Here is a 22868-nt window from a genome sequence, read left to right as displayed (position 1 = left end):
AAATATGATCGAAATACGCGAAGCCACAGAACACGATTTTGAAGCTATTTGGCCCATTTTTCATGAAGTGGCAAAAGCGGGGGAAACCTATGCTTATTCGCCAGACACAAATAAAGAACAAGCATTCTCTATTTGGATGAGCGCACCTAACTATACTTATGTGCTTGTTGAAAATGGCGAGGTAATGGGGACTTATTATTTGAAGACCAATCAAGCTGGTCCCGGTCAGCATGTGTGCAATTGTGGCTATATGGTATCGAGCCTTGCAAGAGGAAAAGGTTTTGCGACCATAATGTGTGAACATAGTCAGCAAAAAGCGGTCGAATTTGGATACAAAGCTATGCAGTACAATTTTGTAGCGGCAAGCAATGACTTAGCAGTAAAGCTGTGGTTGAAGTTAGGTTTCTCTGTGGTTGGCACGCTACCAAAGGCCTTCAATCATCCTCGCTTGGGTTACGTAGATGCTCTTGTGATGTACAAGTGGTTAGCTGAATAGAGGTCCTTACCGCTGTTTTTCAGGGTATGGTTATAATGTAAATTAGGGTTATTTATGCTTTCAAAAACGATATTTTCTTCGCTAAAGCGCAGCGTAATTTGGCTATGTTTTTTTAGTATGTCATACGCTGCAAATGCAAAGTGGTATTCTGAAAACGCAGCGATTATGGGCACTAACATTTATGTTGAAGTGTGGTCGGAAGATCCTATTCAAGGTCAACTGGGCGTGAAAACAGTGTTGGCAGAAATGGAGCGGATTAATCAGCTGATGAGCCCTTACATAGAAAGCTCTGAGTTAAGTAAAATCAATAACATAGCAGGCAGAGAAGCGCTTGTGATTAGCCCTGAGATGTTTGAGTTATTAGATAAATCGATCAAGATATCAGAACTCACTAAAGGCGCATTTGATATTACGTTCGCCAGCGTTGGATACCTTTATAACTATAAGGAAAACCAACGACCCGACGACAAGACTATTGATTCTCTATTGAGCGCAATTAACTATAAACATATTCAGTTGAATGCAGAAAAAAGTAGCGTTAAGTTTTTAAACGACAAAGTAAAAATTGATTTGGGCGGCATTGCAAAGGGGCATGCAGTAGATAATGCAATATCTTTGCTTGAAAGAATGGGCATTACCAATGCGCTTGTTACTGCGGGTGGTGATACACGCTTGTTGGGAGACAGACAAGGAAAGCCATGGATTGTGGGTATTCGTGATCCACGTAATCGTGACAAACAAGCGGTGTTATTACCGATGGAAAGCTCAGCGATGTCGACGTCTGGTGACTACGAGCGTTACTTTGAGGAAGATGGGCAACGCTATCACCACATTCTTTCGCCAAAAACCGGAAAATCAACCTACGACGTTCAGTCTGTTTCGATTATTGGGCCCAGCAGTACCTATAATGACGCCTTATCAACGGCGGTATTCGTGATGGGCTTGCGCGAAGGTTTGGGTTTGATCAACCGCATCGACGGTTACGATGCGGTTGTGATGGATAATCAACGTAAGATGCATTATTCAACCGGCTTGCAACAGTAAAGAGCAGGCCGTATTCGTAACTATTGTTGTTGTTCAGCCTTTACTAAGACTAAGTCTTCTTGCGGGGGGATCAAGTACTCCGCGCCGTCTTCGGTAATGTGCACCATCTCTTCAACCGAGATGGTTTTAGGTTCGCCGCTAGGTAAGTGCCAACTGTAAAAGCCATCAAACGCGAAGGTCATGCCAACAGCCAACTTTCGCTGTGCGGCGGGTCTAACCGAAACAGCTTTGGAGCCACCTAGGTTTGGACCGGTATCATGAGCAACATAGCCTACCGGATGTCCCGTACTCCACATGAGAGGGAGTGAACCTGTATCTGCCATTACCTTTCTTTGCGCCGCATCCACATCGATACCTCTAATACCAGGCTTCATGGCTGAAAACGCCGCATGACGACCTTGCTTTGCATTCTGCCAATAGGTCGCAATATCTTCTGGCGCTTCCGTTTCACCCTCTTTCAATACATAGGCGAAGCGCTGAATATCGGTCACCCATCTATCATACACGCGAATACCAAAATCAGTCTGAATGACATCTCCGGCTTGTATCACTTTGTTTGTGGCATGGCTGTGCCCGCGGTCTGTACCTGAATTAACATTAGGGTTTTGAGCGGGTGCCCAAGCATCACCGACACCAGCGGCCTTCATTTTAGCTTTCAAAAAGCGTGCAACATCGGCATCTGTGGTCACGCCAGGAATAATTTCTTGGTAAGCCTCAATTTGCCATTGTGCGGTCAACGCAGCGGCTTTGCGCATAATGTCTATTTCTTCAGGCAGCTTAATGGATAGCCATTGATAAACTACTTCATCGGCGGATACCAAACGTTTGCTCGCCTCTGGGCCTAAGGCTTTACTCAATGCGATATGTTGCGTGTAACTCAGACCATCGGCTTGAGCGTTAGTCGACGATATATTAATAGCTACTTTGTTGAAGTTTTTTTCGTTAATGTAGTTGGCAACCATATCAATTGCCGAGCCGCTTCTTTCTACCGAGATCACTTCGTCTAGCAACTGGCTGTCTCGCAGTGCAGTTGATTCACCAGAGGGTGAAAAGGCCATAGAGTGGAATTGACCAGCATGGTTGTAAAACAAAAAGGCAGCTGTTTGGCCGGCGTTTTCACATCCTACATGGTCGGCAAGCGGGTCATTGTTATTTTCTCGGCATATAACCAACCACGCATCTACTTGCGCAGCGTTTAGTGCATTTGGTAAAAGAACAGCGATTCTCTTTTTACGAATTTCTGGCCACGGAGAGGTATCAAAATAGCTAGCTTGAGCAAGTAGTGAGGTGAACAACAAGCTAATTAACGCAACGGCTTTCAACATAATATCATCCTTAATCAACACCTAGTTTTAGGCGTTCGTGTAAATGAGTATATCTTGAAGGCAAAAATTCGCAAACAGCGCGTAACTGAGTGCGAATTTTAGTGTGTAGTGCGTAGTGAAAAAAGCAAACATCCTTGTTTGGCCCTGCTTCCTGCATGGGCTTTTCCCACTTTGACTGTTACCGATTTTGTTTGCGCACTAGGCGCCAATTGTCCCGTTTACAATAGGTTCAAAAGCGGTGAGTGAATCCATTAACGCAGCATTTCCTAAGCCCGTTTGAGGGAATAGTTCTCGCATACGTCCTTGTTCGCCGTGTAATGCGAGGTAATTAAGGATAACGGTTTCTACTAATAAGTTAACGTTGTTCGCGGCTGGTGTTGCTGATGTTTCCACTGAACCGTCTCGACGCATATAGCCGATCTGTTGGCTAACAGCTTGTTCTTCAGGGGTAGCGCCGATCAAGTTTGGCGTACCATTGGGATTGTAAACTAAGAAGAATGAAGCAGCGGTGGACGAGTTATCTCCCGTCCACACTCCTTTGCCTCGACCACCTTCAGAATCGTCAATCATGCCGTTACTAAATACAGAGCCATCGCTGACCACATACATCATGACGGGGGTATTCAAGCGAGCGGCATATTCAAGGACGGCGCCCATGCATCTGCCGGCACGTAAATCTCGCGCTTCACCGGTTGAACGGTTACCCGTATGATAATCGTAACCACCCATGGTAATTGTGCCCGCACCAGCAAAGCCATTCATGACTAGCTTCATTACGGAAGCCGTCTTTTGGAATTCGCGATCACCGTCAAATTCTTCTTGAGTGAAGATACCAGCAGGTCCGACAATATCAGTGTCTAATTCAGGGTTAAGTGACGATGGGTCACCGAATCTATCGGCAATATCCGCACTTTTCACATAACCACAACGGACTAACTTTTTCAGATCGCTATCACTAGCAACTTGCGTGTTCACGTTAGACAGTTTCATGTCGCTAATACGTTGAATTGATTCCATTACTGATACTGCGTCGCCTTGGTTTAACAAGCCAACAAGGTCGCCAGTATCAACTAAACCGGTCACATCAGAGGGGCGATCTACCTTGGTTGGACGCTTTGCAGCATCAATCATGGCAGCGGGTGACATCGAACTACCGCCACTATCAGAGTTTCTTGATCCGATGAGGGTAAGCAATGAGCCATCAGCACCTGCACGGTTAATGCCGTACATTGGGTTGTGTGGGTTATTACCGGTATCATTTTCTGAACGCGCTGGAATAACAGCACCGTTCACGTTTGCTCGATTAGTTATTGCGAGTTTATCTTGGATGCCGCGTAAAAAGCCGCTATCGGCATGGAACGCTAAGCCAAGTTCGTTGTTTATAAAGTCTGAAAGCTCGCCGTCTGGATTTGCAATGCTTGGGATCATATCGCCAGGTAAACCTTGGCGGCTATAGCCTTGGGTGCTCAAGAAGTCTAACTGACCACCACGACCACCAACTAAAACATTTGAGCCAGCAACGTTCACACCGCCGGCCAAATCAAACACGATAAATGGAATTTTGCCTGCACCTTGCGTTGCGATACCGCAATCACCTTTTAGCGCTTCCAAATCAGCTGATAACGAGGCATGCGCTTTATTCGGCGCTAACATGCTCAGTACAGAACCACCTACAACAGCCGCGGTTCCGGCACAAAAGCCTTGAGAAATAAACTCTCGACGTGTGACTGGACGGCCATGGTCTTGGTGAAACAGGGGCGCATCAACATCGGTACCATCACGGCCGCCTAAGCCACCATGATCAGTTCGTGCGCTGGCACCGACAGAGTATTTCTTTGAAAATGTATGTATTGTCTTTTTCATATTATTCACCTTTTCTCTCTGCTATTGCATGACAACAGCAGCACTGCCGAGCACGGCTGCACAAGTTGCTTTCGCTACTGTGGGTGTAGTTTGCGCAGAACAAGAATTGTTATTCGAACAAGTTGTTAAGCGGTCGATGAGTGAGTTTAATTCTGTGCCAACTAAACCTGTATCAGGTTGTGAGGCTAATCCTGGGCCAATCATTCTGTCGACCAGTGGATTTATAAGCGCTTCTCTATCATCGCTATTAAAACCTTCATTCGCATTCTTCGAGAAATTAAATGCTGGGAACATGCCCGAGCGCAGACTGGTATCTTCAACTAAAACGTCACAATAACGTATAGCCATTTGCGTTATAGCCATCTGGTTCGAGGCCAAGAAACTACCCATATCTGTTACACTGGGTAACTGTTGACGAAGTTGATTATAGGTTTCATTTACTTGAGTTTGTGAGGCCGACACGCCAGTCAGTGCAGACATACTGGCATTCACTTCAGCGAAATTACGAATACCGATATCTGATTGTGGCGGTAAATCAACAGGTGGCGCGGCAACTGGAATTTCTGCTGCTGGACGCGAAGACACAGAGTCACCTAATACTTCGAACGTCAGGAAGAACTCGTCTTGAACGGGTCCCTTCAGCACAGGAATAATAGTACCTTGAGTTGAAAGCGGCATACCCAGTTCACCTTCAGATGCTTGCACACCATCAACAGTGAGATTCAAGGTTGCAAATACTTGACCGCCTGTCGCTTCACGACCATTCACACCAATGCGAATACCGGTTAATGTGATGCCATCTAGGTTAGCGTTTTCATCTAAACTGATCATAAATGGTTCGGTAAATAAGTAGCTGTATGTATCGAACTGACTCACTTCAAAGCCAACATAGCTTTGTGGTACGTTGATCACATCTGAAATACCGAACAGTAGGAAGAATTTCTCACCTACACCAGCATCGAAGTTCTTCACGATTTGTTCTTCTGTTAATACACGGTTGTGCATAGCCGCCATACGAATAGTACCCGCCCATGGAACATCGCCAGAGACTTCATTACCCAATACAAACGCGAAGCTATCGTCCCAATCGTTCAAGCCAGTGGCTTCGATTTCATCTTCATCATCAGTGAATTCGCCATTGACATAGATTCGACGACCGCCGTTACCATCATAGTTCACAACTACGTGTTGTAAGGCTGCTTGTAAATCTTCATCTGCGTCACGTGTACTTAGCGCAGGCATACCGTTTGTATCAGTGTTGCCGTGGCGAAGTAACATATCGTAATTATAGAGTGTTTGACCTAGCGTGAAGTTTCTTCTGTCGCGGCCACCTGAATAGCTCACTATTCGTGCTGGTCCTTCTTGAGTGACATTGGCTGGAGCAACCCACGCTTCAATCGCGAATTCGCCAGTGGCTACAATTAAGTCGTGAATTTTTTTACTGTCGCTGGTCGCACCTTGTGCTTTACCGTCAGTAAGCTGTATACCATTGCCACCAACCCATTCGTAACCGCCACTTAAGGTAAGGTTTAGTGCTGGTTCAATACCGCTGGTATCAAATGCAATGTTGCCTGAGCCTGTTTTAAACTCCCATTTTGCGATCACATTGCTTTCGAATCGACCACCGCCGGTTGCTAAAGTACCGTCAAACAGTGTTAGGGCATGCGAGCTAACTAAATCAGGATTTAATTCTGTCACCACAATCGCATCTGACATTGCACGAATAGTGTCTGCTAGCGCTTGGCCATCTGCAGCACAGTTATCAGTCCAGCAGTTATGGAATTCATCACGCAAACGGGCAACGACACGAGAATCTTCAGGTGTATCAAGATTCATTTTCGAAATAGATGCAGCGTAAGCTTCGCTAATATCCGACGACGCTAAATACGGCGAAATTGGAATGGCAGCTGATGACTGGTGACAATCAACACAGTGTGCACGCAATACCGGATATACTTCAGCTTCAAAAAGCGCAGGGCTTTCAGGGAAGTTTTTGTTAGCCCCCGGAATTTTGACTACCGGAGCTTGTAGCTCAATGCTGGTTGCTGTTTCTTCTGTCGCCAACCAGTTGCCGATCCATGTCGTCATAATATCAGCACAAGCATTGTCATCGCTTAGCCAGCAGTTATGGCCGCCAGCGACTTTTGTCACAATGGCAGATTCACTAATTTGCGATTGATTAACCAGTGCATTTACTTCTGAGTAAGCAAGGTTGATGTCATCGAAGCGAGCAAAAGGTGGAGATTGCTGGTCTTGCACGTGACACGCGCCGCAACGATCTGCTTTGGCAATATTGTCCCACACGGCTAATTTAAAGTTTTGTACGTCTGTGGTTGCTGGAGCAGGACCTGAGTAGTTTACTACGGGTTGCTCAACAGGAGGTGGCAATGGCGTTTGTTCAACTTCGGTATCACTACCGCCGCCGCAACTTGCTAATAACAGGATGGCTACACTAGCAACGCCAACATGACGAAGCGCGCTTAAAAAGTTGTTTTCACTTGATGTAGGGTTAGAAGTAAACATGATTATTCCCCCTTGCAGTAGTCTGCTGTGGCGGCAAACACGTTTTTAATATTGTAATTATTTCCTACAAAATCAGCTTGGATATCGCTGATTGCGCTGCGGTCGGCCGCATCTTGAGGGTCACGTAAGCATACATTCTGGAATACTTTTGTTACTTGGCATTGTGCAAAGGTCTGGCTATTCGCTAACTCTTCACCCATAGATTTAGCGCCGCTACCAGTGCCCGGTAGACTAGACGACCAACCGATGGTTTGATTTTGGCCTTCTCGCCAGTAGTTGTCCCACGTATCGTCCATGGTGACAAAACCAAACGGGAAGTTGTTTGAGTTGATCCAGTACTTGGCTTGCACTCGAAGTTGCGTTTCAGGATCAGTTTGTCCTTCACTGTTATATACGATGCTGCCGTTTTCACCTTCAGGATCCGCTTCAACATTATATTCATAATTATAATAAGCAAAGGCTTGAGCTAGCGGGTCCATACCAGAGTGACAACCCGAGCAGGAGTTAGTGAAAATTCGACTATCGCCGCCTGGACTGCGACTGAGATCTTGTCTAATTCTATCTGGTGGTAAACTTGTATCTTTAAATGCTTCCAAATCACCACACATGTGGTTCATTAAGGTAAAGCGGAACATTGCGCGATTAGTACCATCTTTAAAGAATGATTTTGCAGCTGCGCGCGTTGTCATCACACCGGCCGTTGCTTCTGCGGGAATGCCCGTGAGCGAAGACTGAGTTGTGGCAACCAATACGCTTGAAAGGTCTGCACCATTATTTTCTAAGCTTTCGTAATGAGCATTATTGGTTCTGCTATAAGCTGGAGCACCAGTACTGTTATCGCCCACGTATAAGATATCGCCCATTAATACTTGGCGAAAATCCACATCATCTCTTACCATGCCGATCACAGTTGCAGTGTAATCATTTAACGGAGCGAATACATCAAACTCTTCGTTGGTCCAAGGGGTAACCCAATTTTTAATGGTGACGTTGTAGAAGCTTGGCGATGCCATTGCAATTTCGGCAGCGGCTTGAGCGTCTCCAGATTCGATGAGGTCGGCCATTTGTTGAATGACTTCTGCACTACCCGGAACACCTGCTAGGCGATCATGCATGCGCTTGGCTTGTTCTAGGGAACCAGCAGTAGCAGTGGCGCACAATATGATTAGAGGAACAGCAACACACGCCTTCTTTAGCATCCTGCTTGCAGAGGCGATGGTTTGCTTTCCTTTATAGATAGCAGATTTTTGTGATAGCGGGCGTTTGGATTCATTATTAAACAAATACATCGAACCAACTCCTTTTATGAATTTGACCTACGTTATACCCGCCTTTCGTTGTCAGTAAGTTATTTTGTGCAATCAATAAGTGTAGAGTGCTATACCGATTCATACTTTTCTCGGTCATTGATCAAAATACGAACAACGCAATTGGGCTTAAAAGTTGAGCGTTACAAGAAACGTGCCGCGCGGCCTATCTATCTGTTTTAACATATAAATATTTGAGGTGGCCTTGCCTTTCTAGCTTCTTTTTACAAAAATCGGAGTCAAAGGTGTTTCCAATGACAGACAGTGCAAAGGTATTTTTTTACACAAATTCAGTATAAAATTTGAACTTGTTTGCTGGGTGCCTTGCAAGTTCTAGGGTGTAGAGGAAAAGTACGTGGTATGGAGAGATTCACGGATACCCTAATTCTGCCGACAACGCTGTTATATGCCTATTTTTGTATATAACTTATTGTGCAAATCGTTTTATTTTTATATCAGTTTGGTTATAGATAGTCGCAAATGTAGGGTAGAAAAATATACCTAAAACCGACGGTATATTATTTAATCCGTACATATAGAAAACAAGATTGCTGTAGGCACAGTATGCTGTCAGTCTGTTCATCCTGACGCAAATTGTACCTTTAAGCAAGGCTGTTTTAGGTGCAAATAAATATACGTTTAAGGCTAGGTGAGATAAGGCGTTGCACTTTGGTGACACTATAAATCATAGCACTAGAGCAGTATCGTTAGGATGCGAAATAATCTGTAAAGTGAGCAAAGAAAAATGAAAATTCAAGCGTACAAAACTGACAAACCGTTCAATAAATATAGCCGAAACGTTTTTCTTTGCTCATTGCTGTTAGGACTTGCTGCGTGTGGTGGTGAAAACATTACCTCAGAGGAGCAGGACCCCGACCCCGTTGTTGTTGACGTACCAATTGCTGTTATTAAACGCGACTTAAGTGTAGAAGATGCTGATATGCAGCGTTCTATTACTGAACCTGCTTTATTCATACCTGGCGCATCACTCATTATCAAAGCGCGCGCCAATGCTAGTGCAGCAGAAGTTGATATTACTGCTGACGTTTTTGCTGATCGTGTTGACGAAGAGGGTGAGCGCTTACCTATTGATGTGAAAGATCTAGAGAGCTCTTACGATGGCTCACGTCTTATTTTTAGTATGCGTGCGCCAGAAGATGAAGATGCTGATGATGATGAGCAACCTACCTGGAATATTTGGGAATATATTGTTGAGACTAAAGAGCTCAGAAGAGTCATTGGGTCGAACATTGTTGCTGAAGCGGGGGAAGATACCGGACCTGTCTATTTAGCAGATGGGCGCATATTGTTCAGTTCAACACGCCAACGTGGTAATCAAGCGGTCTTGCTTGATGAAGGCAAACCCCAGTATGCAGGCCTTGAGGAAGGTAGAGACGTGCATGCGTCCGTTCTGCATATCATGGATGCAAATGGCGAAAATATTCAGCAAATTTCATACAACCAAAGTCATGACCTAGACCCTCTAGTAACGCCTAATGGAAAAATTATTTTTAGCCGCTGGGATCAGTTTTCTGGCAATAAAGGTGTTCACCTTTACCAAATGAATCCAGATGGAAGCGATTTAGAATTATTATATGGCCGACACAGCCATGTCGATTCAAACGGCGATAATGCAGACATTCAATTCACGCAAACACGAGTGACACCAGACGATCGTATTCTTGTTGCCCTCACCCCTTTTGAAAAGGAAGAGTTAGGGACTGATTTTGTTGCTATCGACGTTGCTAATTATATTGATAATTTCACACCTATTGCCTCGGCCGATTCACTTAGTGGTCCGGCACAAGAGAAAGCATTGTTTGATAACATCGATATTGAAGCTGAAATTTCCCCAGGTGGCTATATAGCCGCTTTGTATCCTCTGTTTGATGGTAGTGGTCGTCAGTTGTTTTCATGGTCTCAGTGCCGCCTATTAGCACCATTGCCTGCAGATGCTGAAGAAGATGCTGTGCGCTCTATCGTGCCTTGTGATGAACAAAATTTAAATGATCCTGAGTTTGAACAAGCGCCGCCTTTATATGGTTTGTGGATGTTTGACCCGGAAGAGGGCACGCAACTACCGTTAGTGGTGCCACAAGAAAACTTTGCCTATTCAGAAGTAGTTGCGGTTGAAAGTCGCCCGTTTCCGGCCGACCCAGATACGACGATAGACAGTACTGAAACGGCCTTAATTGATGCTGGCATGGGTATTATTCATATTCGCAGTGTGTATGACTTTGCCGGTGAAGATTTAAGCCCTGCGGGCTTAGTAAATATGGCCGATCCGACACAAGTAGCCGTCAACGACCGTCCTGCACGCTTCCTACGTATTGTGAAAAGTGTGTCGATTCCAGATGAGGATACTCTCGACTTAGATAATAGCGCCTTCGGCCGTTCACGCGACCAACTGATGCGCGAACTATTGGGTTACACACCTATTCAACCTGATGGTTCAGTGAAGGTGGCAGTGCCTGCTAATTTGCCCTTCGCCTTAAGCATTGTCGATGCTGACGGTAAACGTATTTCAGCACGCCATGAAAACTGGTTGCAAGTGGCACCGGGTGAAACGAAAACATGTAATGGTTGCCACAACGGCAGCAATAACTCTGACATTACATTTCGGCCGCATGGTCGTGCAGATGCAGAAGCGCCTTCAATTAATTTAGGGGCACCTAGCACCGGTGTACCTTTTCCGAACACTAATCCTGCATTGTTTACCGACCTAGGCGAGACGATGGCAGAAACAGTCACACGCATTAACGGTGTGCCAAATTTAACACCAGATATCATTTTTGAAGATGTGTGGACTGACCCCGCTGTGCAAACGCCAGCAGAGTCTTACGAACTTGCTTATGCCGATTTATCAACCGCGCTACCCATTACGCAAAGCTGTGCACAAACGTGGACCTCTATTTGCCGCACGGTGATTAATTTCCCTGATCATATTCAGCCTTTATTCGAGCTAGACAGATCCATTGTCGATGTTGATGGAATGGTCGTGAGCGACAATACTTGTGTAGCCTGTCATAACCGGTTTGATGCTGATAATGTCTTGCAAGTACCTGCTGGTCAGTTAGAACTTACTGGTAATCCGTCGCCAGCTGATGCAGACTTACTCACTAGCTATCGCGAGCTACTGTTTAATGATGTTGAACAAGAGCTTGTCGACGGCGCGTTATTGCCACGTTTGGTTCCAGTATTCGATAATAATGGCGATCCTGTCTTTGAGTTAGATGAAGAAGGCGAGCCTATTGTCGACCCCGAAGGTAACTTCATTCAAGTCACACAACAGGTTCCTGTTGCTTCATCTATGAGAGTGAACGGCGCGCGCGCAAGTGGCCGGTTTTTTGCTGTGTTCGAAGAAGGCGGCAGTCATGAAGCTTGGCTAACGCCAGCTGAATTGAAAATGATTAACGAATGGCTAGATGTCGGTGGCCAAAATTATAATAACCCATTTGATGCACCAACTAATTAATGAAACTACATTTTAACTTTGTTGTACTGCTTGTTTTAACGTGGGCAAGCTGCTTCAGCTTCTCGGCAAAAGCCGATGAACTGGTAGTGACCATCGTTGAACCTTATATTGATTTTCGTACTGGTCCTGCTAGTGAATACCCCATTTTTCACGTGGCTGAACAAGGGGAAGCGATCACCATTTTGAAAAAGCGAACTGGCTGGTACAAGGCTCGCACCGAGAAAGGTGAAGAGGGCTGGGTGTCAGCTGAGCAATTGGGTAAAACCATTAAGCCGAGTGGTGAAGTGCTTTATGTGCCCACCGGAACCTTTGAAGACTACGGCAATCGGAACTTCGAATTCAGTGTTTTTGGTGGTGTACTTGAGAGTGTGACCTCTCTATCGGTTGGCACATCTTGGAAATGGACCGATAACCTTATTGCAGAGGCAACATTTGCACAGGCACTGGGGAACTTTTCTGAAAATATTTTATGGTCAGCGCGTTTGCAACACCATACCTTTCCGGAATGGAAATTAAGTCCTTACTTAACCATTGGCGCAGGCCAAATAAGAACACGTCCGCGCTCTAACTTAGTGCAGAGTGGTGATGAAGTGCGAAAAAGCGATATGTATGAAGTGGGTGCCGGTTTACGTTACTACTTTGCTCGTAACGTAGTGGTGAAACTAGAGTACCGAAACATCGTTGCGTTGACCGACAGAGACGATCAAGAAAGACTAGAAGAAATTAAACTCGGGTTTGCGGTGTTCTTTTAAGATAAAGAATAGTCGGCCTAAAAAACACCGACGCAAGCACGACATTACGATGACCAATACCATGGTGAAATGAATGACAAAACTGAAAACCAGCTTTCAAAACTTAAGCTGCCTGAGCATCGGCAAACTGCTTATCGCAAGCGCCTTGTTATTAAGTGCGCAGGTAAGTGCCAATTCAGCGCCTAGCGCTCAAGATCAAGAGGCCCAAGAGCGTCCGCCAGCCTTAATCGATCCCAATGTTGAGCGTCGTGAAATTGATGAGTCAGATATCGATACAGAAAATTTCGAAATCGGTGTGTTTGGTGGCTTTATTAGTATTGAAGATTTTGAGTCAGATGCCGTAGTTGGCGCTACGATTGCGTATCATGTGAACGAAAATTTCTTCTTGGAAGCTGCCTATGCGCAGACCACTGCAGGACAGACAAGCTTCGAGAAACTCTCGGGTGGCGCGCCGTTTCTTACCGATGAGGAACGTGACTATAGGTATTATAACTTATCACTAGGTTATAACATCAATGGTGAAAGTTTCTTCACAGATACATTAGTCTTTAACTCAGATTTTTACTTTACGGTAGGCGCTGGTAGCACCGAATTTGGTGGTGATGAGCGTTTTACTGTGAGTGTTGGAGCAGGATACCGACTGCTGTTTACCGATTTTTGGGCGCTAAGAATAGACGTGCGTGATCACGTTTTTAATAGCGACATCATCGGGGTAGAAAAGGATGTTCACAACTTAGCATTTACGCTAAGCACAACATTCTTCTTTTAATTGACGGGACCAGACAATGATTTTTAAGCAAACAAATTTAAGTAAGACAAGCTCACGCAAAGCCAGCTCAAAGAGTACTTTGGGCAAATTCATCCTATTAGGCGCAGCCACTTTAAGCTTGTGTTTGGGTGCTGCAAACGTATCTGCGAAACCAGTATCTGGTGAGAAGTCACCTGATTTTACCCTGAAGAGTAAAGATGGCGGTAACATGCGTTTGTCTGAACAGCGCGGCAATATCGTGTTGGTAAACTTCTGGGCAAGCTGGTGTGGCCCATGTCGTGAAGAACTGCCGGCATTTGAAGAGTTGTATCAAGAATATCAAGATTTGGGTGTTGAGATTTTAGCCGTCAACGTTGATGACGACCCTGAGAAGGCAAATGTCTTGCTTGACGATATTGAAGTGAGTTTCCCAGTATTGTTTGATACGTCTGGTGATGTCAGCCAATTATATGATGTAAACGCAATGCCAACGACGGTGATGGTTGACCGTGACGGCAATGTGCGTTTATTGCACCCTGGTTACCGTAAAGGTGACGAAAAGAAATATGAAAAAGCGATTAAAATGTTGATGAGAGAGTAATGACCATGAAATTTTTCAGTAAATCTTCACTCAAATTATCAGTAGTCGCCTTAACAGCAATGTTAGGCAGTGGTTGTGCGAGCACCTTCGAAATATCTAACCCATTGGCGAATCTTGAACCGTGGGTTAAGCCTTATGAGCGCAGTAATTTAGCCGATCCGATTATGAGTATGAATCGTAATCCGGTGGCATTAGCCTATGCAAAGCACGTGTTTGAATCTCGTGAAGGCGCGCGTGGCGCAGATGGTGGCGCAGGTGGTGGTTGTGGTTGCAACTAGCACAGACACAGCAAAAGCCATTCGTCAGAATTTGAAATTGATCAAAGTCTGTTTAGTAACACTCGCGCTGATAGTGAGTTCTATTGTGGTGAGCGTCACTAATGCTGCCGTGTTACCGACAGAGCGTGCTGATGTTCTGTATCACGCTTACGAAGGTGATGGTGTCACGATAGATGGTCCTTCAGTGCTGTTGCGTAAGAATATTGGCGGCAAAGTCTCAGTATCTGCAAATTATTATGTTGATACTGTATCTGGCGCATCTATTGATGTGCGTTCTACCGCAAGCCCATATAAAGAAGTACGCAAAGAAAAAACCGTCGGAGTGGACTTCTTACATAACAAAACCTTGTTGAGTACTAGCTTCACCAACAGTAGCGAAAATGACTTCGAAGCAAACTCAGTGTATGTCGGTATTAGCCAAGATTTCTTCGGCGACCTAAGTACCATTACTTTAAGTTATTCTAAAGGATGGGATGTTGTAGGACGTCGTGGTGACGAAAGCTTCGAAGAAGAAGCTGATCGTCAGAAGTTTGGTTTCGGGTTTAGCCAAGTGGCAACCAAAAGTTTGATAGTTGGTTTTAACGTTGAGCATATATCCGACGAGGGCTATTTAAATAACCCTTACCGTGCAGTTCGCTTCTTAGATTCCAGCACCGACAGAGGTTTCAGCTTTGCAACGGAGTCTTATCCTCGTACTCGTTCAAGTACCGCGTATTCTGTTAATGCTAACTACTATCTTCCCTATCGTGCCGCGGTTTACGGCGATGCCAGAACCTATAGCGATACCTGGGGAATTCAAGCGAAAAACTTCCGTATTGGCTATATCCAACCCTATAAAGACGAATGGTTGTTTGAATTTTTTGTTCGTTATTACGAACAGGACAAAGCGGATTTTTATCAAGATTTATTCAGTCGCCCAAATGAGTTTAACTTCATGGCCCGCGACAAGGAAATGAGCACCTATAACGGTATCACTGCCGGTATTAGCGTTGCTTACGAATGGCAATTCTCTCAAACCGCTATCTTTAAAAAGAGCGCGGTGCATTTTGAATGGGATTACATGAAATTTGCGTACGATGACTTCAGAGATGCTACGGCCGAAGCGCCAGTAGGTGAAGAACCATTGTTCGGGTTTTCTGCAAACGTGTTACGCATTTTTGCTTCAGTTTGGTACTAATTTATGACAACAACTTTGAATAAACTTATTCAACTTAGCGCAATGATGCTGTTTGCACTTTCTATGAATATCGCAATGCCAGTGGCAGCACAAGAACCATCGGAAGATACGGCCAATGATGATGCGCCAGTATTAGCGCCCGTCGCGCAAGTAACGCCTATCCCTGATAGCGAACTGGCGGCAGAGATGGAAACTCTGAAACAAGCGCTAGTGAATTTGAATAGAGACCTATTTATCCTAGAAGAAGACTTACTCTTCCCTTCTAGCACGCAAGTGGCCGTTTATTTAGCGATGGATGTTGGTGAATACTTCAAATTAGATTCTGTCGAGTTAAAAATTGATGGTGAGTTGGCGACTAATTACTTATATACCGACCGACAAGTGAACGCCCTATACAAAGGCGGCGTGCAACGCTTGTATGTGGGTAATGTGAATCAAGGGACGCGTGAAGTTACCGCGATATTCATTGGTACCGGCCCTGAAAACCGTCCGTACAAGCGCGCGGTTACACTTGAGTTTGACAAAGATGATGAAGCTGCCACTGTTGAATTAAAGATTGTTGATTCGACCAGCAAGCAGCAACCTGTTTTTGAAGCTTCATTGCTATAGGGTTTATATCGTTTATGAAGCCTAGTGCGTCAATCCTCATTCGTTTGAAAAACACCGGTAAGCTGCTTTCTGTTGCCGTGCTAACAGCTGCCTTGTCGGCCTGCTTTTCAACGCCAAAACCTGATCCCGAACCGGAAGATACCCGTTCTGCTGAGCAAATATTAGCGCAAAAGCGCCAGCAGGTAGCGTTTGGACAAGTATTGTATAGCTATTTTCAAGACGTGCCTGATCAAACTTTGCTTCAAGAAGCGCTTACTCGCTTAAACGAACAAATCGCACAAACTCCCTACGAGACTGACAACAACGACCGTCTGGAATTGATGAAAGGTGCAGTGAGTCTTCAGTTGGGCATGACACAGCAGGCCGAAATCATATTCAACCGTTTGCTTAGTGACTCTACAGATGACTATATTCGCGCGAATACTTGGTTCTGGTTAGCCAAGTCTGGTTTTGCCCAGAAACGTGACCGCATTAGTCAGCGTGCCTATGCGGCGATTATGGACAATGATTTGGATGACGAGCTGAGTGAAGAGCATTTTGAAGAGTTGTTGTATCAGGTAAGCCACGAAAAAATGGAAGCGGGTGAAGACTGGCTAACGATCGCCAATGAGTTGCCGAGTGATTCTATTTATCAAACCTACTTACTTGCAAACCAAGCAGTGATATCGCATAGCCAAGCGGACTATGAGACCGCGAATAACTATTTTATTGCAGCTAAACAGCAATTAGATAATACACCGATAGAGAATGCAGTGCAGGATCCGGCCGACAATAACAGTTGGTGGTCATGGTTCGACTGGTTTGGCAATGGCTTAAGTGCGACGCAAGAGGAACAAGCCAATAAAGAGCGCAATGCTTTATTTGATCGTCTGAACTACGGTTTGGGCATCAGCCTACTTGATAACAAAGACTACACTAATGCTTTGATCGCACTCCAACAAATTGGTCGTGAATCTTTAGAAGCGGAACAGTCGTTACTTACCTACGGTTGGACCTTAGCACAAGAAAATCGCTGGCCGCTAGCGATGGCGGCTTGGCAATATTTGCGTGACAATAGCCAAGGTATTTATGCCTTGCAAGCCAGTCACGGTTTAGCGTTTGGTTACGAACAACAAGGTGCGTTGGCTGAGGCTTTTCAGTCATTACGTGATTCTTCAAGGCAGCTTGATATTGCCATGAGTACGCTGGAAACGTTTGATTTGGCAGTCCAAGAAGAAGACTTTTTCGACACGGTGACGGACGGCAATTGGCCGGTTGAACATCGTGACCTTCAGATCTTATTACTCAGTGGTGATGGTGAGATAGATTCTGCGTATTTGCTAGATGTAAGGCGTCAAGCTAAGCAACTGCTGAATACACTCGACGGGAATTTGCGCCAGATTGATAGCATGTATCGTTTGCTAGACGAGCGCGAGCAAGCCTTTATTGAACGCAGTGAGAATCTATCACTTACGACCGCTCAGCTTACTTTGGATGAGGCCCTAACTCGCATAGAAACTTATGAAGAAGCGTTGAACGCAGCCAATGTCCCAATGACGCTATTTGCTAATGAAGAACAACTGTCAGCCATTGCTCGATTAGAAAAGTCAGAGCAACGTATTGAGCGCATTAATAACGAACGTGAACGCAAGTTATCGAAGAAATACGCACAGCGCGTCGCCAGATTGAAAGGGTTTTTAGCTTGGCAACTTTCTGAAGCTTACCCTGAAAGCCGATGGCAGCATCAAAAGCAGCTGAATCACTTGAAAGGTGCGTACCAACAAGCGGACAAACAATATCAACAACTCAGCTCTTTACAGAACAACACGGCAATTATAGATGAGCAGCGTAGTCGCGTTGATGCTATGGCGGTGAGCGCAAATGCTGACTATGTGAAAACCAAAGCGTTAGTCGATTCAATCACAGCTAGACTAACGCAATTCTTGCGGGCCAACATGGCGATGCGTATGCAGGAATTAGCTGATCAACAAGTTGCCACACGTTTAGCCATTATCCGTTTGCAAGATTTAGCGCAACCTGAGAGGGGGCGTTAAGATGCAAAAGTTCATTCAAACAGCCCTTATCTTGTCATGCAGTATATTCGTTGCTAGTTGCGGGATATTTAGTTCCGAGGAAGAATCTGTCATCAATGAAGGGGTGAGCAATCGTCCGACCTTGGCTGAGCTAGATTTACAACCTTTAAAGGTTGAACCATCGATAGCACCGCGACTTTCATTGAAAGAGACCCGAGATGAATATGCAGCGCTCCTTCCACTGTTGAAAGATGAAAAACAGAAGCAGCAGGTGGCTTTTCGTTTAGCTGATATCGAAATGCAATTAGCAGAATTGGCACAGGAAGAAGGTATTCCTCTGGAAACTCAGCAAGCACAGAGTCAAGCTGACAGCCGCAATGTTGATACAGGTATCGATCAAGGTATAGGCACGCTGCAACCTGCGAGCTACTTTAATCAGGCCATTTCACGCTATCGCGAAGTGCTTGAACAGCAAGCTTCAATTGTGGCTGAAGCACAGCGCTTAGCCGAAGAAGCGGCCAACTCGACAATTACCGACAAAGAAATTCAAGCAAGACTGGTAGAGGCAAAACGCACTGAAACCAAATATATGGATGCGATGTATCAGCTGTCGCGTGCGCTTGACCTAGACGGCAAAAAAGTCGAGAGCGTCGAAATAGCGCAGCGCTTTTTACGCACTTTCCCTACCGCAACGCACTCTGTGACTAACTATCATATTGAGTTGTATTTCCGAATTGGTGAATACTACTTTACGCGTGGCGATTACCCAGCCGCCGTAGACAACTATGGCCAAGTATTGGCGCTATCTGAACAAACTTCTAGCCTGACCGCAAATAATTTCTACGGTATCTCTGCTTACATGCAGGGGTGGAGCTTCTTCAAACAAGAAGATCATGGCAACGCTTTGGTATCTTTCTCAAAAATGCTCGATGACACCTTAGAAGATAACTCATACACGCAAACCTTTATCAGTGTGGATGAGCTGCCTTTAGGGCAACAAAAGTTGGTGAAAGACACGCTTCGTATCATGGCACTACTATTCTCTTATCAGGGAAATGGTGAAGCAATCAAAGATTTCTTTGCGACCAATGGTCAGCGTGCATATGAGAACCTTATTTATGAAGAGCTTGCTCAGCAACATTTAAACAATGACCGCTTTAAAGACAGCGCGGATACCTTGCTTGTTTTTGCGAATACCTATCCTATTCATGAGCGAGCAGTTGAGTTTTACGTGAAACACATTGATGCATATATCTTAGGTGATTTCCCAGCACTTGTGTTAGAAGCAAAACGCGGTTTTGTTGAAGCTTATGGGGTTGATGGACCGCACTTTGACGGTTTACAAACGCTTGTTGGACGTCAAACCAGTGATTACCTGCGCCAATATCTGAAAGAATTAGCACAAAACGAGCACAGCATAGCCCAAACAGTTGAAGCCATGATGGCAAACGCATCATCTTCAAAAGCAGCAGAGTCTGGCGCAGAAACGGCAGCCAGTTCGTTTGTGGGTAGCCAAGTGAGCGAGGCGCAAAGTTCCTCTTGGAGCACAGCATCAATCAACGATTTAATGAAAACAAAGCAAGAAGCCTTTGAGCTTGCTGCAGTTTATTATGACCAGTTTATCCGTACTTTCTCGCCAGATGATGAAGTGCCACAAATGCGTTTCTACTTAGCTGAAGCCTTAAGCTCAGCAAATAAATTGAATCGCGCAATAGAAAGCTTTGAGATTTATGCATACGAAGACTCGCCGAACCCGCTGGCTAGTGAAGCTGCTTATGCTGCATTAATATTGTTTGAAACCTTGACGGAACGTGCGGTCGACCGGGATGTTAGCTTCAAAAATCAATTAGAAGCTCGCAAGATGGTCAGCCAACAGTTATTCGTTGAAAACTTTGCCAGTGACCCTCGCACAGTCAATGTTGCGCAGTCTCTTATGCAGCGTTTATTCGAGCAAGAGAAGTATATTGAATCAATGCGCTGGGCGAATTGGTTGCTGTCGGGCGATAAGCTAAACGGCTTGGCATATGCTCGTGCAAACTTGCCTGAGGCAAGCCTAAGTGAACAACACATTGGCGTGCACGAGCTAGAGAAAGAAAGCCTTATTTCAGCACGCTTAGTGCTAGCGCATGGTAACTTTGCCTTAGAAAACTATGTGGTGGCGCAAGCTGGTTACGAAACCCTCTTAAGCATATTACCGGCGGATGATGAGCGTATTAAAGAGCTCACTAATCGTCTCGCGGCTACATTCTTCCAGCAGTCTGAACAAGTACTTGCCCGTGCAAATGTGAAAGAAGCCTTAGCTGCACCCATTCCCGAGGGTGAAGATATTGCGGTACTCAGCGAAACACAAAAGTTAGCGTTAGCTGACAGTGTGGCCTTACTGCAACGCATTATGCGTCAAACACCAAATTCGACGTTCAGAGCGGCTGCGCAATACGATACAGCAACTTACTTACTTGCTTTAGAAGACTGGTCTGCGGCCTTGCCGCTATTATTAGATTTCCAAACGCGCTTCCCGAAAAACGAGCTAGTATCCACTATTCCAGGCAAACTCTTGGTCGCATATGAGAAGTCAGAGCAATGGGCTCCCGCTGCTAAGCTATTGATGGCTCAGCATGCAGCAAATCCGGACAGCCAGCTTGGTAGAGAGTCTATGTTTGTGGCGGCTGAATATTACTTAAAGGCAAATGACCGTGAGAAAGCATTAGACACTTTCCGTTCCTATGCGCATCGCTATCCAAATCCGCTTTCAGATGCGAATGAAGCGCGCTTTAAAATGACCGAGTTCTATCAAGAAAGTGGCGAAGAATCGAAACGCCGTTTCTGGTTAAATAAATTGATCGAGGCGGACCGCAATGCTGGTGACCAACGCTCCGCTCGCTCGCGTTACTTAGCTGCGATGGGCTCTATGGTCTTTGCTAAGGATGCCGACAACGCTTACCAAAAGATCAAGCTAACATTGCCACTCAATAAGAGCTTACAGCGCAAGCAAACAGCATTGAAAACAGCCATTGCTCGCTACGACGGCGTGATGTCTTACGGCATTGCTGAGTACACCACAGAAGCAAACTATGCATTAGCAAATCTGTATTCTGTGTTGGCCGTTGATCTGATGGATTCTGCTAGACCAAACGGTTTATCGGCGCTGGAAATGAGTCAGTACGAATTATTGCTAGAAGAGCAGGCTTTCCCGTTTGAAGAAACGGCGATTACCTTGCATGAAAACAATGCCAAACGCGCTCATGATGGTTTGTATGACGATTGGGTGAAAGAAAGCTTACGTACACTAGAAGGTTTCCTTCCTGTGCGCTATCGCAAGCCAGAACAAATTGAGGACTTGAGTGTTGAAGACTTTGAATAACAAACGACTCCTGCAATCGCTGCTTGTCTTGAGCTTTGGCGTCATGATGAGTGCCTGTTCTAGCTTACCTTCTCTCCCAACTTTTGGGAGTGATGAGCAAAGCGCGACAGAAGCAGAGCAAAAAACGGAAGAAGTACTTAACGATGGTACTGAACCAGCAGCGCAAGTAATGAGCGAAGAAGAACTAGCTGAGCAAGCCTTGATGTTAGAGGCTCAGGGCTTGATGGCATCCATAAACGCTTATCAAGTGGAAAACCAAAGTCAGAAAAAGCTGAATGCCAGTCAATTACAGAATGTACAAAATGCGATGAATGCCTTGGCTGCAGGAAACACTGACGGCGCATTAAGCGAGGTTCAGCGAGTACTAGACGATCCCGATTTCTTTGCCGCACCGCATACCTCAGTCTGGGTCTTACGTGGTGATATCCATCAGCGAGCGACAAACATTGAACAGGCGATTAAAGATTACGAAGTCGCTATTGCGCTGTCACCAAACAATTATCAAGCGCTGAATCGCTTGGGCAAATTGCACAGAGATATGGGCAACTTTGAGCAGGCAAAAGAATATTACAACCAAGCCTTAAAAGCGTGGCCTGGTAATGCATCGACTTATCGTAATCGTGGCATTTTAAATGACTTATACATTGGTGATAAAGCGTCAGCCCTTAGCGATTATAGGCTGTATAAAGCTTTACTCGATATACAAGTACAAAGTACTGATACGCCAGCCAAAGCACTGTTGAAAGAACAACGCTTAGCAGGGCAGTGGATCACCGATATTAAACGCCAATTAAAGGCCATCGCGCGGGAGCAAGCTAATGGGTAAATTCGTTTTCAAACGTAGCACTTCATTACTCTTGTTATTGCACTTTGGTCTTTCAGCAGCAATCGCTCAAGAACCAGAGACAGAAGCTTTAGAAGAGCAGTCTCCCATTGATGTGCGCGTCGCATCTGACGGAAATGTCTCAGCTAGCGGTGATGTGCTGCGCTTAGAAGAAACGATTCGTGGAAACAAAGAACAGCCAAAGGTATTGTCAATTGTACCTTGGCAGTTGCCATTGCATCAGCGTATCGATCGCAATGAAAACCGGTGGGCGCCTATTAAAACATCACTTAAGCCACTGGTAAGAAACAAATTTTTAAAGGAGATTAATCTTCTTGAAGGGATACAAAATAGCCAAACTACCACATCGGTTACCGCTGAAAAGTAGCTCTTGGGTATAAATTCAGCAACTTGTTGATGGTACAGAATACATAAGTTCAAAGCGTATTCACATACACTGTCAGTAGTCAAAAT

At 45.2% G+C, this 22868-nt stretch carries 17 protein-coding genes; 13 read left to right on the top strand and 4 right to left on the bottom strand.

Annotated elements, in window-relative coordinates; all coding sequences use genetic code 11:
* Nucleotides 1-4: 4 nt before the first annotated feature.
* Both RM544_RS14955 and RM544_RS14950 read left to right on the top strand, forming a co-directional pair.
* Complete coding sequence (locus RM544_RS14955; RefSeq protein WP_311362607.1) at nucleotides 5-496, top strand: GNAT family N-acetyltransferase; 492 nt, start codon at nucleotides 5-7, stop codon at nucleotides 494-496.
* Nucleotides 497-613: 117 nt separating this feature from the next.
* Nucleotides 614-1540 carry an FAD:protein FMN transferase gene (locus RM544_RS14950; RefSeq protein ID WP_311362606.1) on the top strand — a complete coding sequence of 309 codons (927 nt, stop codon included), beginning with the start codon at nucleotides 614-616 and terminating at the stop codon, nucleotides 1538-1540.
* Nucleotides 1541-1560: 20 nt separating this feature from the next.
* On the opposite strand, the gene RM544_RS14945 is transcribed toward RM544_RS14950, so the two are convergent.
* The 4 genes from RM544_RS14945 to RM544_RS14930 all read right to left on the bottom strand — a co-directional run bounded on the left by RM544_RS14945 (nucleotide 1561) and on the right by RM544_RS14930 (nucleotide 8540).
* Nucleotides 1561-2865, bottom strand: coding sequence for a M24 family metallopeptidase (locus RM544_RS14945; protein WP_311362605.1), 1305 nt, complete (start codon nucleotides 2863-2865; stop codon nucleotides 1561-1563).
* 198 nt (nucleotides 2866-3063) lie between these two features.
* Complete coding sequence (locus RM544_RS14940; RefSeq protein ID WP_311362604.1) at nucleotides 3064-4728, bottom strand: hypothetical protein; 1665 nt, start codon at nucleotides 4726-4728, stop codon at nucleotides 3064-3066.
* A gap of 21 nt (nucleotides 4729-4749) precedes the next feature.
* On the bottom strand, nucleotides 4750-7251 hold the full coding sequence (locus tag RM544_RS14935) for a LamG domain-containing protein (protein WP_311362603.1): 2502 nt from the start codon (nucleotides 7249-7251) through the stop codon (nucleotides 4750-4752).
* Nucleotides 7252-7253: 2 nt separating this feature from the next.
* Nucleotides 7254-8540: a hypothetical protein gene (locus RM544_RS14930; protein ID WP_432264489.1), complete on the bottom strand. Its 1287-nt coding sequence runs from the start codon at nucleotides 8538-8540 to the stop codon at nucleotides 7254-7256.
* A 763-nt stretch (nucleotides 8541-9303) separates the two neighbouring features.
* On the opposite strand from RM544_RS14930, the gene RM544_RS14925 reads away from it, so the two are divergent.
* From RM544_RS14925 to RM544_RS14875, 11 genes are all read left to right on the top strand, one after another.
* Nucleotides 9304-12033: an HzsA-related protein gene (locus tag RM544_RS14925; protein WP_311362602.1), complete on the top strand. Its 2730-nt coding sequence runs from the start codon at nucleotides 9304-9306 to the stop codon at nucleotides 12031-12033.
* Nucleotides 12033-12785, top strand: a complete 753-nt coding sequence (locus RM544_RS14920) for an SH3 domain-containing protein (RefSeq protein ID WP_311362601.1) — start codon at nucleotides 12033-12035, stop codon at nucleotides 12783-12785. Before RM544_RS14925 ends, RM544_RS14920 begins: the two co-directional genes overlap by 1 nt.
* 73 nt (nucleotides 12786-12858) lie before the next feature.
* Nucleotides 12859-13554 (top strand): outer membrane beta-barrel domain-containing protein, encoded by a 696-nt coding sequence (locus RM544_RS14915; RefSeq protein ID WP_311362600.1) that lies wholly within the window; start codon nucleotides 12859-12861, stop codon nucleotides 13552-13554.
* Nucleotides 13555-13570: 16 nt separating this feature from the next.
* The gene (locus RM544_RS14910; protein WP_311362599.1) at nucleotides 13571-14134 is read left to right on the top strand and encodes a TlpA family protein disulfide reductase; all 564 of its coding nucleotides are present in this window, start codon (nucleotides 13571-13573) and stop codon (nucleotides 14132-14134) included.
* A 5-nt stretch (nucleotides 14135-14139) separates the two neighbouring features.
* Nucleotides 14140-14412 carry a DUF4266 domain-containing protein gene (locus RM544_RS14905; RefSeq protein WP_311362655.1) on the top strand — a complete coding sequence of 91 codons (273 nt, stop codon included), beginning with the start codon at nucleotides 14140-14142 and terminating at the stop codon, nucleotides 14410-14412.
* The gene (locus RM544_RS14900) at nucleotides 14378-15589 is read left to right on the top strand and encodes a DUF3570 domain-containing protein (RefSeq protein WP_311362654.1); all 1212 of its coding nucleotides are present in this window, start codon (nucleotides 14378-14380) and stop codon (nucleotides 15587-15589) included. Before RM544_RS14905 ends, RM544_RS14900 begins: the two co-directional genes overlap by 35 nt.
* A gap of 3 nt (nucleotides 15590-15592) precedes the next feature.
* Nucleotides 15593-16198: a hypothetical protein gene (locus tag RM544_RS14895; RefSeq protein WP_311362598.1), complete on the top strand. Its 606-nt coding sequence runs from the start codon at nucleotides 15593-15595 to the stop codon at nucleotides 16196-16198.
* Between the two features lie 14 nt (nucleotides 16199-16212).
* Nucleotides 16213-18231, top strand: a complete 2019-nt coding sequence (locus RM544_RS14890) for a hypothetical protein (RefSeq protein WP_311362597.1) — start codon at nucleotides 16213-16215, stop codon at nucleotides 18229-18231.
* A 1-nt stretch (nucleotide 18232) separates the two neighbouring features.
* Nucleotides 18233-21571, top strand: coding sequence for a tetratricopeptide repeat protein (locus tag RM544_RS14885; protein WP_311362596.1), 3339 nt, complete (start codon nucleotides 18233-18235; stop codon nucleotides 21569-21571).
* Nucleotides 21552-22397, top strand: coding sequence for a tetratricopeptide repeat protein (locus RM544_RS14880; protein ID WP_311362595.1), 846 nt, complete (start codon nucleotides 21552-21554; stop codon nucleotides 22395-22397). Before RM544_RS14885 ends, RM544_RS14880 begins: the two co-directional genes overlap by 20 nt.
* On the top strand, nucleotides 22390-22782 hold the full coding sequence (locus RM544_RS14875; RefSeq protein ID WP_311362594.1) for a hypothetical protein: 393 nt from the start codon (nucleotides 22390-22392) through the stop codon (nucleotides 22780-22782). The genes RM544_RS14880 and RM544_RS14875 overlap by 8 nt, the downstream gene beginning before the upstream one ends.
* The last annotated feature ends 86 nt before the right edge of the window (nucleotides 22783-22868 follow it).

Origin of the sequence: Brumicola blandensis, assembly GCF_031846165.1 — a bacterium.
GTDB classification, from domain to species: Bacteria; Pseudomonadota; Gammaproteobacteria; order Enterobacterales; family Alteromonadaceae; genus Glaciecola; species Glaciecola blandensis.
This window is presented reverse-complemented; position numbering and strand designations above follow the sequence as displayed.

What these genes read in the sequence shown, in the direction of transcription:
- RM544_RS14930 (WP_432264489.1), bottom strand. Translation starts at nt 8,540, where the DNA reads ATGTATTTGTTTAATAATGAATCCAAACGCCCGCTATCACAAAAATCT.
- RM544_RS14905 (WP_311362655.1), top strand. Translation starts at nt 14,140, where the DNA reads ATGAAATTTTTCAGTAAATCTTCACTCAAATTATCAGTAGTCGCCTTA.
- RM544_RS14950 (WP_311362606.1), top strand. Translation starts at nt 614, where the DNA reads ATGTCATACGCTGCAAATGCAAAGTGGTATTCTGAAAACGCAGCGATT.
- RM544_RS14925 (WP_311362602.1), top strand. Translation starts at nt 9,304, where the DNA reads ATGAAAATTCAAGCGTACAAAACTGACAAACCGTTCAATAAATATAGC.
- RM544_RS14955 (WP_311362607.1), top strand. Translation starts at nt 5, where the DNA reads ATGATCGAAATACGCGAAGCCACAGAACACGATTTTGAAGCTATTTGG.
- RM544_RS14875 (WP_311362594.1), top strand. Translation starts at nt 22,390, where the DNA reads ATGGGTAAATTCGTTTTCAAACGTAGCACTTCATTACTCTTGTTATTG.
- RM544_RS14940 (WP_311362604.1), bottom strand. Translation starts at nt 4,728, where the DNA reads ATGAAAAAGACAATACATACATTTTCAAAGAAATACTCTGTCGGTGCC.
- RM544_RS14935 (WP_311362603.1), bottom strand. Translation starts at nt 7,251, where the DNA reads ATGTTTACTTCTAACCCTACATCAAGTGAAAACAACTTTTTAAGCGCG.
- RM544_RS14885 (WP_311362596.1), top strand. Translation starts at nt 18,233, where the DNA reads ATGCAAAAGTTCATTCAAACAGCCCTTATCTTGTCATGCAGTATATTC.
- RM544_RS14900 (WP_311362654.1), top strand. Translation starts at nt 14,378, where the DNA reads ATGGTGGCGCAGGTGGTGGTTGTGGTTGCAACTAGCACAGACACAGCA.
- RM544_RS14915 (WP_311362600.1), top strand. Translation starts at nt 12,859, where the DNA reads ATGACAAAACTGAAAACCAGCTTTCAAAACTTAAGCTGCCTGAGCATC.
- RM544_RS14890 (WP_311362597.1), top strand. Translation starts at nt 16,213, where the DNA reads ATGAAGCCTAGTGCGTCAATCCTCATTCGTTTGAAAAACACCGGTAAG.
- RM544_RS14945 (WP_311362605.1), bottom strand. Translation starts at nt 2,865, where the DNA reads ATGTTGAAAGCCGTTGCGTTAATTAGCTTGTTGTTCACCTCACTACTT.
- RM544_RS14920 (WP_311362601.1), top strand. Translation starts at nt 12,033, where the DNA reads ATGAAACTACATTTTAACTTTGTTGTACTGCTTGTTTTAACGTGGGCA.
- RM544_RS14895 (WP_311362598.1), top strand. Translation starts at nt 15,593, where the DNA reads ATGACAACAACTTTGAATAAACTTATTCAACTTAGCGCAATGATGCTG.
- RM544_RS14910 (WP_311362599.1), top strand. Translation starts at nt 13,571, where the DNA reads ATGATTTTTAAGCAAACAAATTTAAGTAAGACAAGCTCACGCAAAGCC.